This is a genomic window from Streptomyces sp. NPDC088707 (assembly GCF_044752725.1).
Classification (GTDB): domain Bacteria; phylum Actinomycetota; class Actinomycetes; order Streptomycetales; family Streptomycetaceae; genus Streptomyces.
Window position 1 is genome coordinate 1,090,176 of sequence record NZ_JBIVLV010000001.1, and the last position, 13,235, is coordinate 1,103,410.

Annotated in this window: 8 protein-coding genes; 2 read left to right on the top strand and 6 right to left on the bottom strand. The window is 70.8% G+C overall.

Features of this window, described 5'->3' with window-relative positions; all coding sequences use genetic code 11:
* Positions 1-207: 207 nt before the first annotated feature.
* Together ACIP84_RS04845 and ACIP84_RS04850 are read right to left on the bottom strand one after the other, a co-directional pair.
* Positions 208-1,425: a DUF418 domain-containing protein gene (locus ACIP84_RS04845; RefSeq protein WP_401794508.1), complete on the bottom strand. Its 1,218-nt coding sequence runs from the start codon at positions 1,423-1,425 to the stop codon at positions 208-210.
* Between the two features lie 138 nt (positions 1,426-1,563).
* Positions 1,564-2,091: a hypothetical protein gene (locus tag ACIP84_RS04850; RefSeq protein WP_355968495.1), complete on the bottom strand. Its 528-nt coding sequence runs from the start codon at positions 2,089-2,091 to the stop codon at positions 1,564-1,566.
* 336 nt (positions 2,092-2,427) lie between these two features.
* On the opposite strand from ACIP84_RS04850, the gene ACIP84_RS04855 reads away from it, so the two are divergent.
* Both ACIP84_RS04855 and ACIP84_RS04860 read left to right on the top strand, forming a co-directional pair.
* Positions 2,428-3,108, top strand: coding sequence for a response regulator transcription factor (locus ACIP84_RS04855; RefSeq protein ID WP_355968492.1), 681 nt, complete (start codon positions 2,428-2,430; stop codon positions 3,106-3,108).
* Positions 3,105-4,226 carry a sensor histidine kinase gene (locus tag ACIP84_RS04860; RefSeq protein ID WP_401794513.1) on the top strand — a complete coding sequence of 374 codons (1,122 nt, stop codon included), beginning with the start codon at positions 3,105-3,107 and terminating at the stop codon, positions 4,224-4,226. The genes ACIP84_RS04855 and ACIP84_RS04860 overlap by 4 nt, the downstream gene beginning before the upstream one ends.
* Before the next feature lie 118 nt (positions 4,227-4,344).
* On the opposite strand, the gene ACIP84_RS04865 is transcribed toward ACIP84_RS04860, so the two are convergent.
* The 4 genes from ACIP84_RS04865 to ACIP84_RS04880 form a co-directional block, all read right to left on the bottom strand.
* A complete protein-coding gene (locus ACIP84_RS04865) occupies positions 4,345-6,969 on the bottom strand; it encodes an RICIN domain-containing protein (protein WP_401794516.1) in 2,625 nt (874 codons plus the stop codon).
* A 40-nt stretch (positions 6,970-7,009) separates the two neighbouring features.
* Positions 7,010-9,373, bottom strand: coding sequence for a non-reducing end alpha-L-arabinofuranosidase family hydrolase (locus ACIP84_RS04870; RefSeq protein WP_401794519.1), 2,364 nt, complete (start codon positions 9,371-9,373; stop codon positions 7,010-7,012).
* Between the two features lie 279 nt (positions 9,374-9,652).
* On the bottom strand, positions 9,653-11,197 hold the full coding sequence (locus ACIP84_RS04875; RefSeq protein ID WP_401794522.1) for a sigma-70 family RNA polymerase sigma factor: 1,545 nt from the start codon (positions 11,195-11,197) through the stop codon (positions 9,653-9,655).
* Positions 11,198-11,388: 191 nt separating this feature from the next.
* On the bottom strand, positions 11,389-12,867 hold the full coding sequence (locus ACIP84_RS04880; protein WP_401794525.1) for a non-reducing end alpha-L-arabinofuranosidase family hydrolase: 1,479 nt from the start codon (positions 12,865-12,867) through the stop codon (positions 11,389-11,391).
* Positions 12,868-13,235 lie beyond the last annotated feature (368 nt).

Sequence of the window (13,235 nt, forward strand, 5' to 3'; positions counted from 1 at the left end):
AGGCGGCAACGTTCGGCGCCTTCCAGGGCGGCATGCGATCTTCTCGTCCACGGCCTGCACGACTCGGAAGCTCCATAGGGCCAGCCGACGCGTCGAAGAACGTCGTGGGGCGCCGCCCCCGCACGGGCTGACGGGCGCAGCCCTCGCGGGTCGCGTGGATCGGCGCGGCCGGGACGGGCCATGCGTGCCGGCCGTCCCAGCCCGGCCTCATCGGATCTGCTTCGCCGGCTTGGTGGCGGCGTTGAGCAACGCCTCCAGCGGTCCGCGGCGGAAGAAGCGGGACCAGACCGCGGCGAACACGATCGCCCCCAGGATGAACAGGAGCACGGGGATCCAGGACGTCTGGCTGCTCTCGCCGGCCGAGACGCCGAGCATGGACTGGGCGAGGAAGTGACCGACGTAGGCCGTCAGGGACATGGTGCCCACGGCGACGACCGGCTTCGCCAGGCTGCGCAGGCGCGGCAGGCGGCCCATGAGCACCGTCGCACCGACGATCACGAGGACGGCGACGCCGACGCTGCCGATGATGTCGAAGGTGGTGCCGCTGTGCGGTCCGGCGGACAGCAGGTCCGAGGCCGCCGGCTGGGGGACCTCCAAGGATCCGCTGCCGAACGACGACGACTTCCCGCCCTCCGCCGTGCTGCGCAGCGCGTTCGGGCCCGCCAGCAGCAGGGACAGGCCGTACGCACCCACGGTCAGGGCGGTTCCGAGCGCGGCCAGGCGACGCTGGACGAGGACGGCCGACAGGTCGAGGCGGGCCAGCGCCATGCCGGCGACCACGAACGACATCCACGTGATCGTCGGATAGAAGCCGGTGAGCAGCAGGTCGAGCACGCCGACCTCGCTGATCTTCTTGAGCGGGTCGTAGGCGTCGATGGTCTGCTGGACGGACTCGCTGAGCCGCGAGTTCAGGACGAACGCCACCTGGGGTGTGGCGAGGGCGAGCCCGGCCGCGGTGATCGCCAGTGCCTTGGCGGACAGCCGCAGCAGGGGCAGGGCGAGGAGGAAGTAGACACCGTAGAAGCCGAGGATGATCACTCCCCCGTACTCCGTCGCCAGCACGGTGCCCAGCGCCAGCAGGACCACGGCGCGGATCGCGATCCGGGCCTTCGCCTGCCGGCCCGCCAGGCCGGTCCTCGGCTCACGGCGGCCGGCGATCAGCATCAGCGAGAAACCGGCGAGGGTGGCGAACAGGGCCGACGAGTGGCCGTCGGCCATATATCGGACCCAGGTGCCAGCGCCGTGCGTGGACGAGAGCGCCGGACCGATGTGCACGACGTACATGCCGAACACCGCCAGCGCGCGGGCCAGGTCCACCCCGACCAGGCGCCCCGTCGAGGGACCTCCGGAGAGCTTTCCGGCGGGTTCGGTCGAAGTGCGGGGCGGTGGAGGGGAGTTCTCCTGCGGGGGCTGTATCCGTGTCATACGGACAATTTCCGGGCGCCGCCAGGAGGCGGACCATCCGACGGGCTTCGGTGGATCCCCGCCGACCGTCCGGGACCGCCCCCGCCGAGTGGCGGAACACCGCCCAGGACGGTGCGCGGGCCCGGACGGCCCACCGTCCTACTTGATGACGGCGTTGGCCACCACGACCACGAGGCCGAGCAACGCGTCCACCGTGCCGACCCTCACGGCGGAGCCCCAGGTGCGACCGGCGGCGCGGGCCGCGGAAAGACCCCAGGCGAACAGCAGCACCACGTTCACGGCGAAGACCGCGCACTCGACGTCCGCCGTGGGCCACCATCCCCAGGCAGCACCGAGCAGCACGCCCAGCGTCGGCACCGTCGCCGCCACCAGCGGCCACTCGGACAGCAACAGCCGCACCCCGGCGCGCACACCGTGATGGGTCCGGTCGCCACGCAGGGCCATCAGATGCGCGTAGCCGTGGGCCAGAGCCGAGGCGAAAGCCGTCACGAGGAGCCATTGGGCGCTGTTGAAGCGGTCGGCGGGCGCCGTCTCACCCTGTTCCGTCAGGGCGGCCACCATGGAACTGGCCAGCACCGCCCCGTACACACCCCCGAAGAGCACACGGGGTCGCGCGGCACAGCGACGCAGAGCGCGGACGGGCTGACGCAGGAACGGGCGGGGCATGACGGGGTCGTCCTCGAACGGTAGGGAACGGCTGCGGCCCGCGGACTCGTGCGGGCCCATGGACCGACTCCAGCGGACGGGGACGACGGACACCATCCGCCGTCCTTCGTGCACCTGCCCGCCGACGGACGGGATCGTCCCCCCGAACGGCTGGCGCCGAACCGCCGGATGTCCACACTCCACGGTCATCGCGCCACCGCGTACCGTGCCGGACGTACTGTCGAGGGCAGGCGATCACCGTACGAGAGCGTGTACGCCCCGGTGCGGGTGCCGGCGGGTGCCGACACGGATCGCCGAGTTGCCGGACGGAGCAGACGAGTGTGAGGCGGAACGCCGGTGATCCGGGTAGTGGTAGTGGACGACGAGGCCCTGGTGCGGTCCGGTTTCCAGATGATCCTGAACGCGTCCGACGACATCGAGGTCGTCGCGACCGCCGAAGGGGCGCAGGCGGCCGACGTCATCCGGCGCGAGAGGCCGGACGTCGTACTCCTCGACATCCGCATGCCGGACGTGGACGGCCTGACCGTCCTGCGGAGGATCCAGGAACTGGCCGCACCGCCGCATGTCGCCATGCTGACCACCTTCGACACCGACGAGTACATCCTCACCGCGCTGCGGTCGGGCGCCGCCGGCTTCCTGCTCAAGGACACCGAGCCCGAGCAGCTCGCCCAGCTCGTGCGCACCCTGGCCGCCGGCGGGGTGGTGATGTCCCCGAAGGCCTCACACGCGCTGCTGCGCGGTCATCCTGGGGCGGGAGCACCCCAGGACGCGGAGGTGGCACGCGTGAACCTGCTCAGCGACCGGGAGCGCGCCGTCCTCGTCCTGGTCGCGGAAGGACTGTCCAACGCCGAGATCGGCACCCGTATCCATCTGAGCGCGGGCACCGTCAAGGACCACGTCAGCTCGATCCTGAACAAACTGCGGGTCGCCGGCCGTGTCCAGGCCGCACTGCTCGCCGAGCGCGCCGGACTGCTCGGCAGGAACGGCGACGACCCGTCACGGGACAACGGGCGATGAGCACGGGCCGGGCACTGTGGCGGCACGTACCCCCCTGGGCCGTCGACGGGGGTCTCGTCGTCCTCGCCGTGCTCGACGCCTGGATCAACCTCTACGGCGAGGGGACCCCTCTCGTCTGGGCCTGCGTCGCCCTCGGCAGCACGGCGTTGTTCCTGCGGAGGCGCTTCCCGCTTGCCGTCTTCCTGTTCACCCTGCCCATGACCCTGTTCATGGACGTCGCGGTCGCGCCGATCACCGCCCTGTACACACTGGCCGCGTCCACCCGCAACCGACCGATGCTGGCCGGCTGTGCCCTGCTGAACGCGGCGGTGGACACCCTCGTCTGGCCGGTGTCCGACACGTTCGACGGCGACCGGGCATGGACGCTGGTCCAGTTCGTCTACACGCTGGCCACGGCCGTCGCCCCCGTGCTGTTCGGCCAGCTCGTGCAGGCCCGGCACGACGTGGCCCGCCAGCTCGTCGAGGTCGAGGAGGCACGGGAACACGAACGGGCCCTGTACGCCCAGACCGTCCTCGCCCGGGAACGCGCCCAGCTGGCCCGCGAGATGCACGACGTCGTCTCCCACCAGGTCAGCCTGATCGCCGTACAGGCCGGAGCCCTGCAGGTTGCGGCCAGGGATGACGACGCCCGCGAGGCCGCCCGCACCATCCGCACCCTGAGCGCCGACACCCTCGACGAACTCCGCCACATGGTCACCCTGCTCCGCGCCTCCGGCGGCAAGGCAACCGCACTCACGCCCCAGCCGACCCTCGCCGACCTCCGGCAGCTCATCGCCAACAGCGGCATCGAGACCGCTCTGACCGGAGAGCTTCCTCCCGGCATCAGCACCACCGCTCAGCGCACCGTCTACCGTACGGTCCAGGAAGCCCTCACCAACGTGCGCAAGCACGCTCCCGGAGCCCGTGCCGAGGTGCGCCTGTGGCACGACGCGCATCAGTTCGGCGTCACTGTCACCAACACCGCCCCCACCCGCCCGACCGTCGCCCTGCCCAGCGCCCGCCACGGACTCATCGGCCTGAAGGAACGCGCGGATCTCCTCGACGGCACCCTCGCCGCCGAACCCACCCCGCAGGGCGGGTACAAGGTCGAACTACGAGCCCCCGCCCGGTCCGACTGAGCCGGCCGCGCAAGCAGCCCCCGAGGCGTGTCGGCAACGGGTCGCCCCTCCGGGGGGAGGCCGTAGCACCTGCCGGGGCCGCAGGCGCCGTGCCTGCGGCCCCGCTCGGGGGTGAGGGTCAGGACGGGTCGCCGTACTGGAGGCCGCGTCCGTTGGTGCCGACGTACACGCGGCCGTAGGTGTCGGGGTCGCCGGTGACGACGCCGACGCCTCCGATGGCGCCCCACTGGTGGGCGTCGTCGTTGACACGGAGCCAGGTGGCGCCCTGGTCGGTGGAGCGGAAGACTCCGGTGACGTCCTTGACGGTGCCGATCAGGTAGAGGGCCTGGTAGGAGGCGCCGGGTGCGGCCTTGCCGAAGCCGAGGGCGGACGCGTCCCGCACCGTGGTGAGCGTGGTGAAGGTGCGGCCGGCGTCCGTGGAGTGCAGCAGCCCCTTGGCGCTGCCGGCGATCCACAGGTCTCCGGCGACGCCGGGGACGGCCGTGAGCCGGCCGGCGGGCAGGTTCGTGGCGCGGGTGGTGAAGGTCGCGCCGCCGTCGGTGCTGGCGTGGAGCGTGCCGCCGGACAGTGAGTAGAACGTCCTGGCCGAGGAGCGGTCGGCGATGACGACGGCGTCGGTGCCGAGGCCCTGGACCTTGGACCAGCTCGCGCCCTTGTCGGTCGAGCGGTACGGGGCCTGGCCGGCCTGGGTCCAGACGATGGTGGAGCCGTCCGCCGCGAGCGCGACATGGCCGTCCTGGGCGCCGGCCGCCGGCTCCGCCGTGAAGCCGGTCCAGCTGATGCCGCCGTCGGTGGAGTAGGCGCCGTCCTGCGCGCCGCCCCGGCCGACGCGGACCATCGTCGAGGGGTTGGCCTGGGCGAAGTCGATGTCGGTGCTGTTGGTCATCATCGGGTTGTTCAGCCGCCCGGCGGGCACCTTGGTCAGGTCGTCATGGCGGAAGCCGCCTTGGTCACCCATGGCGGTGATGACGGTGGCTCCGCCGGGCGGGGCGATCGCGTCCATCAGCGCGGTCTCCTCCAGCCCTCGGGCGCCCATGCTCCAGTGGCTGGTGCCTCCGCGGTCGGAGGCGTCGGCGTCCTTGCTGCGCAGGATGCCGTTGCCGGTGCCGTACAACACGTGTCCGGAGTTGAACGGGTCGATGGCCAGGGCGGTCATCCAGTGCCCGGTGTGGGTACCGACGTAGGGAGCGGCGGAGGCGTCCCGTACCGATTTCCCGGCCAGTGCCTTCCAGGTCGTGCCGCCGTCGGTGGACCGGTAGATCTCGTCCTCGGGCCACCAGCGGCCGAGGGTGGTGACCATCACCGTGGACGGCTTCCGCGGGTCGACGGACAGGCCGGAGAACCCGTAGTCGCCCTGGGACGGGGAGATGTTCTTCCACGTCCCGCCGGCCGGCGTGTGCTTCCACAACGAGCCCGCCGTCACGCCGTTGGGTCCGAGGGCGTTGGTGTACGTCAGGTAGAGCGAGCCGTCACCGGAGAGCACGCCGTGCTGCGGCAGCTGTCCGGTGGGCTGCCCGGGGACGGCCTGCCAGGTGCTGCCGCCGTCGGTGGAGCGGTACAGGGAGGTGGACCTGTCGGCGACACCGGCGTAGATCGTCCTGCTGCCGGCCGGACCGTATGTCACGAAGGAGATGCCCGCGCCGCTGCTCGCCCCGTCCTTGACGGGGAACGAGGAGACCTGCCGCCATGTCACACCGCTGTCCGTGCTGCGCCACAGGCCGTTCCTGCGGGTGCCCAGCAGCAGGGTGCGGTTGTCCGACGGGTCGATCACGAGCCGTTCGCCCGCCCCGCGGCCGTCCTCGTTGCCACCCAGCTTGAACGGCAGGTCGGTGCGCCGGAAGGTCCGGCCCCGGTCGGTGGAGCGCAGGAGCGCGCCGTTGCCGGCCCACTCGTTGGTGTAGGTGCCGGCCGCGAGGTAGAGCCGGTCGGGGTCGACGGGGTCGGTGGCCAGGGCGTCGATGCCCAGCAGGTTCCAGTCCTTCTCACCGAGCCAGTCGGTCAGCGGGATCCACTGCTCGGCCGCGCTGTCCCAGCGGTAGGCGCCGCCCATGTCGGTACGCGCGTACAGCAGCCCCTTCTCCCGCGGGTTGAACACCAGCCCGGTGACGTAACCGCCGCCGACCACCTGGGCGTTCTTCCACGTGTACGGTCCGGTCCCGGTGGCCGGCGCCTCGGCCGTCTCCACCAGCTTCCACTGCTGGTTGGTGCTGCCATGGCCGCCGTACTGGATGACCGCCGCGCCGTCGGCCGTGGAGCCTCCGGAGACGTCCAGGACCTGGCCGCTCCTGCGGGAGGTGAAGGTGACGGCGCCGGAACCGCTCACCTCGTCGATCCGCCACTCCTGGGAGGCGGAGGGGCTGTCGGTCTGCTGCTCGGCGGCGGCCGCCTGTGCGGTGGCATCGCCGGCTATGCCCAGCACCTTGCCGCTGTTGCGGTTCACCAGCTCGTAGTATCCGTCGCCGGTGGGCCGCAGCCGCCACTGCTGGTTGGCGGTGTTCTGGTCGGTCCACTGCTGGATGCGGGTGCCGTCGGCGGTGGAGAAGGCGTTGACGTCCAGGGCCTTGCCGCTGCGCACGGAGAGCAGCCGGTAGTAGGCGTTGGTGTCGACCGTCGCGGCCTGCGAGTCCTCCTGGGTGAACAGGAGGTACGGGACGACGGCGGCGGGCACACCGAGCAGCAGGGCGGTGGCGCTCCAGCGACGACGGTGACGCCCGCGGCGCGCGCCGTTCGTGGGGTTGTTCATGAGGGGGGTGTTCTCCTTGGGTAACCGTGGATCGGGCGGGTCAGCGCTGCAGGGTGAGGACGCCCGGCCGGTACGGCAGCTGGTCGTAGGGTCCGCTCGCCTGCGGGGACTTGCCCTGGTAGAGCAGCTGCAGGTTGCAGGGGTCGATGGTCATGGTCTGATCGGGGTTGGTGCGGATCAGGTCACCGTGGCTGATGTCGTCGGTCCAGGTGGCACCGCTGTTGGCCCTGCCCGCGAAGGGGGTGCTCTCGGTCGCGGCCTGTGGGGTCCACGCACCGCTCAGGCTGGAGGCCGTGAACGAGCGGAAGAAGCGCTGTTCGTTCGCACCCCGGGCCTCGACGATCATGAGGTACTGGTCCTGGCCCTGGACCTTGTAGACCTGCGGTGCCTCGAACAGGTTCTTCGCGGTGTCGCTCATGACCGTCGTGTATGACGAGCCGAAGCTGCCCGGGAAGTTTCCGATCGGCATGCTCGCCCGGTAGATCTTGCCGTTGTCACCGGCGAAGAACAGGTACATGTTCGTCCCGTCGCCGATGAGCGTCTGGTCGATCGGGCCGGTGCCGGATTCGGTGCGGGGAATGCTGCCGGTGAACAGTGGCTTCGGCGCGGACCAGCCGTCGGGGTCGGTGGGGTCGCTGGACGTGCGGTAGCTGAAGGGCGACGCACCCCACTGGTACGCGAGCACCCAGGTCTTCTTGGGCGCGAAGTAGAAGAGCGTCGGTGCCACCGCGTTCTGGCTCATCTTCGTCTGCCCGGCCGACGCCATGTCCGACCAGTTCGTGAAGGGGCTGAACGCCATCGAGCCGTACGAGGTTCCCGACGCGCTCGACGCGTAGACCAGGTGCTTGCCGTTGTGCGTCACATGGGTGAAGTCCTTCAGCGCGGCCCACCCGTTCGACGGCTGCGCGAGGGGGCCGGTCGAACTCCACTTGTACGTCGAGGGAAGAGCACACGAGCCGCTGCCCGTCGCGGAGGGGGCGGTCCACTTCTGGTTGCCGACCGACGCGCAGGTGTACAGCTGGATCGTGGTGCCGTTCGCGGTGGCCGCGCCGACGGCGTCGAGGCACAGCCCGGACTGGACGCCGGTGATCGTGCCGTCGGTGTTGATGGTCCACTGCTGGTTGGCGCCGCCGTTGCAGTCCCAGATGACCACCGGGGTGCCGTTGGTGGTGCCCTTGCCCTTGGCGTCCAAGCACTTGCCGCCGTATGCCTTCAGCTGCTTCGCGGCGGTGTGGGTCCAGCGCTGGTCGGCCTGTCCGCCGCAGTCCCACAGTCGCGCCCGGGTGCCGTTGGCCGTGGCGGAGCCGGGGATGTCGATACAGCGGCCGGAGGCCACACCCTTGATCTCCCCGGCACGGTCGGTCGGCTTGGTCGGCGTGCTGCCGGAGCCGGACGTGAGAGCGTTCATGACGGCGGTGTAGGCGGGTTTGGGCTTGCCGTTCCGGTCGAACAGCAGGGGGCTCTCGCCGCTCCGCCAGGAGTCGCTGTCACGGACGCCCCACACCGTGACGCCGGTGCACCGGGCCACGGACAGGCAGGTGCTGACCGTGTTCGCGTAGGGGGTGGGTGATGCCTGGGTGATGTCCAGCTCGGTGATCTGGACGTCGACGCCCAGGGAGGCGAAGGCGGCCAGGGTGGTCCTGAAGCTCGCCGGTGGGCCGCCCGCCCCGAAGTGGCTCTGGAACCCGACGCAGTCGATCGGCACGCCCCGGGACCTGAAGTCCTTGACCATGCGGTAGACACCCTGAGTCTTGGCGTCCGACCAGTTCTCGATGGTGTAGTCGTTGTAGCAGAGCTTGGCCGAGGGATCGGCCGCGCGGGCGGTGCGGAACGCTTCCTCGATGAAACCGTCGCCCAGCACCTTCTGGAAGACCGAGTCACGGAGCCGGCCGCTGCCGCCGTCGGCGAACGCCTCGTTGACCACGTCCCAGGCGTAGATCTTGCCCTTGTAGTGGTTCATCTGGGTGGTGATGTGGTGGTTCATCACACCGCGCAGCGTCTGCGCGTCGCGGATGGAGCCCACCCAGGAGGGCAGCTGCGAGTGCCAGACCGTGGTGTGGCCGCGTACGCGCTGACCGCGTGCCAGGGCACGGTCGACGATCCGGTCCGCGGGACCGAAGTCGAAACGGCCGCGGGACGGCTCGATGGCGTCCCACTTCATCTCGTTCTCCGGGGTGATCATGTTGAACTCCCGGTCGGCGATCGCGGTGTACGCCGAGTCGCCGAGCCGGCCCGCGGCCACAGCCGTGCCGAAGTACCGGCCCGAGGGGGCCGCGTGAGTACCCAGGCCTGCGGCGCCGGCGGAGCTGGGGAGGAACGTCACGACACCGGTCACCACCGCCGCGGCCGACAGCCCTATCGCCCAGGTACGGCGACGGCGGCGGAGCCGGTGCAGGCCCTTCATGCCTTTCCTCGCGGGTCGCGGTTCAGGTGGGGGCGTTGCGTCATGGGAGGCCTCTCTTCAGGGGGATACGCCAGTGGGGGAAGGTCACCCCTGAAGTGGAGGCTGCCGAACTCGCGGTCGCGTAACAGAAAAGTCGCGCCGCCCGGAAGTTCGCTCAGTGACGCATGTCGCAGGCAGAAAGCGTTATGCCGAGCCCCGCGGTTCGGTCGTCCCCGCGAAGGCGGTGCGAGGGACCCGACTCACTGCCTGGTGGGAGGCGGCATGGCGCAGGAGCGACTCTCAGGACCAGGTCCGGCGCACGATGAAGGATGCCTGCCCGGCGAAGGTCCGTGTTCCGTCGGAGCCGTCGAGCCAGATGCCTCCGTCACGGTGGCGGAGGACGGAGCCGGGATAGTTGTGCGCGTGCAGGGTCACCGACCCCGCGACCGACCCAGGGCGCGGACAGAAGGTCGCGTCTTCTCGGAACAGATCGCTGCCGTCGTCGGCGCTCAGCCGCAGCCGGAGGTAGTAGTGGCGAAGGTACCGGCCGTCCGCGGCACGGAAGGTGACGCACCGTGTGTCGGCCAGCCCCGCGACGACCGTGAAGGTGCTCCGGTTGCGGGTCTGCGCGCCGCTGGACGCGGAGACCCGGCCGAGCGTCGCGTGGTCGCCGGCGTAGGTGACGAACAGGCCGGGTTCGTCCACGGACTCCAGCGACCGCGCGCCGAGCGGAACAGTGGCTGCGGCGGCGGACGGACGCACGGGGGAAGGTGCCGTCGTGGTGCCCGACGGCGCCGGCGAGGCGGTGCCGGCCGTGGGGGCGGCGATGACGGCGGGCACCCGAGGCGCCGGTTCGGGCCAGGTCGCGTATACGGCGGTTCCGGCGATGAGCACCGCGCCGGTGGCGAGGCTCACCAGCGGGTGAGCGGTGATCGCCGCGAGTTTGCCGGTCAGCGCGACGGGCAGGCCACCTCCCCCCGTCGCGGTGCCGACAGCGAGGTGTGCCGCGGCCGGCCCGGCGGCGATCGCGGCGGTACCCGGCAGCAGGCCCTTGGCGGCGAGCGCGGAGACCAGTCCGGCCGGCACGGCCAGCGTCGCGAGGCCGAGGGGGAGCAGCTCGGCCGGAACCCGTTCCGCGGTCGGCGCCGTGCAGACCGGGCAGTCACGGGTGTGCCGCGCCAAGCGCTTGCGCCACACCGATGCGCGCAAGCCGTCCCAGCCGACGACGGCCTCGTCCAGTCGGGGACAGCGCGGGTCGGCCTCCAGCGCGGCGACGATCGTCCTGCACAGTTCCAGCTGCTCACGCATGCGTTGCAGGCGCACTCCGACGTGGGCGACCGTGAGCCCGGTCGCGGCGGCGATGTCGTCACGGCTCAGCGAACCGGCGCATTCCTGCCACCAGAGCGACAGCAGCACCCGATGATCCGGATCGAGCCACCGGCTGGCTTCGACGACGCGACGGCGCTCGTCCGAGACGTGCAGCCGGAGGATCGCCGTGTCCACGGGCTCCGCGCCGGCGTCCGGTATCCGGTGCGCCTCGTCGATGACCGCGGTCCGTTGGTCGAAGGCGTGCCTCCGGTGCAGGTGGGTGTTGATCTGGCGGAGCGTGATCGACACGAGCCAGGACCGGAAGCTCTCCGGGGTGCGCACGGCCGGCAGGTCGCGCACCACACGCAGCAGGGTCTCCTGGACGACGTCGTCGACGTCGGCATGGCCGCTCAGCGCTCGCCCGACGATGTTGTAGACCAGCGGCAGATACGCGGCGATCAGCTCCTCGCGCGCCCGGTCGTCACCGGCCTGCGCCGCGACGACCAGCCCCGCGTGGTCCACGTCGATGAGCCCCATTCCCACCCTCTCCAGGGAAGCGGTCCACCGGCGGACGGCGACCGGCCTGCGCGTCGGCAAAGAATACGACGTGAGACGGGGTCGGTCCGCCGGCATCGCGGTGGGCGGCCGGCACAGGTGACGCTGGTCCCGAACGCGGCCCGGGCCAGCGGCCATGGCGGGCTCGGGTGACCACCGAGCCCGCCACCCCGTCAGCGCTGGAGCGTCAGCAGACCCGGGCGGTAGGCCCACTGGCCGTAGTCGCCGCCGGAGTTGGGATCACGACCCTGGTAGAGGAACTGCAGGTTGCAGGGGTCGATCGTGAAGGTCTGGTCGGCGCCTGCGCGGATCAGCTCGCCGTGGCTGATGTCGTTGGTCCAGGTGGCGCCGCTGTTGGCCTTGCCGGCGAAGGGGTTGCTCTCGGTCGCGGCCTGCGGCGTCCACGAGCCGTTGAGGCTGGTGGCCGTGAACGAGCGGAAGTAGCGGTGCTCGCTCGCGCCCCGCGCCTCGACGATCATGAGGTACTGGTTCTGGTCCTTGACCTTGTAGACCTGGGGGGCTTCGAAGAGGTTCTTCTCCGTGTCGCTCATGATCGTCGTGTACGACGAGCCGAAGCTGCCCGGGAAGTTCCCGATCGGCATGCTGGCGCGGTAGATCTTGCCGTTGTCACCGGCGAAGAACAGGTACATGTTCGTCCCGTCGCCGATGAGCGTCTGGTCGATGGGACCCGTTCCCGAGGCGGTGATGCTTCCGGAGAAGAGCTCCTGCTCCGCCGACCAGCCGTTCGGGTTGGTGGGGTCGGTCGACGTCCGGTAGGAGAACGCCGTCCTGCCCCACTGGTAGGCGAGCACCCAGATGTTCTTCGGCGCGAAGTAGAAGAGCGTGGGTGCGACGACGGAGTTCGTCATCGCGTTCTGGCCGGTGGAGGCCATCTGCGACCAGTCGGTGAACGGGGTGAAGTTCATCGAGCCCCAGCCCACTCCCGTTCCCGTGGTGCCGTGCGTCGTCGCGTAGACGAGGTGCTTGCCGTTGTGGGGTGCGACGGTGAAGTCCTTGAGCGAGGCCCATCCGGCCTTGGGCTGCGCCAGCGCGCCCGTCGACGTCCAGCGGTAGGTCGAGGGAAGTGCACAGGTGCCGGGGGTGCCGCCGCCCACCTTGACGAGCTGCCACTGCTGGTTGGCGCCGCCCCAGTCGTCGTACTGGACGATGTTCGCGTTGTCGGCGTTGGCGGCGCCCTGGACTTCGAGGGCCTTGCCGCTGTGGCGGGCGACGAGCCTGACATGCCCGTCCGCGCTGTCGGCCAGGCGCCACTGCTGGTTGGTGCCGTTCACGTCGGCCCACTGGACGATGCCGGCGCCATTGGCCGTGGAACTGTTCTGGACGTCCAGGACCTTGCCGGAGTGGCGGGACTTGACGCGGTAGTAGCCGTCGCCTGAGGCGACGAACTGCCACTGCTGCTGGTTCTGGTCGTTCCTGGTCCACTGGGTGATGCGGGCGCCGTCACCGGTCGCCAGGTTGTACACGTCCAGGGCCTTGCCGCTGTTGCGGTTCACCAGCACGTACCAGGCATGGGTGTCGACCGTCGCGGCGGCGGCGGCGGGCGGGGCGGTGAGGAGGGAGGTCCCGAGCAGCAGCGACGAAAGGACCGCGAGGACGAGACCCAGGACCAGGGGTGGACGGTGACATCTCATCAGGAGAGCTCCTTCGGAGGGTGGGGTGAGGTGACTCCGACGAACCGCGCGGCGGCCCCGTCGGGAGGTCGGCGACGGAATGGCCGCAGCCCTCCTTCGCGGCGCAGGGTCAGGAATCCCCCCAGTGCCAGGTCACGGCGGCGCGCCGCCGCGGGATGGTCGCCGGTCGGGACGGCCGCCGCCCGGGAGGCGTCGGGATCGACTAGCACGGGCGCGGGGAACCGTCGATGGGCTGGAGCTCGGCCCGAGCGTCGATAGCGGGGCCGGTGGCGGGTGGTGCGGGGTCAGCGGCGGCAAGGCAGGTTGTTAGCGCTAACAGCTTGACTGCGGTCAGCGTGGTCAGGCGTTTCACGGAGTCTCCTCGGGGG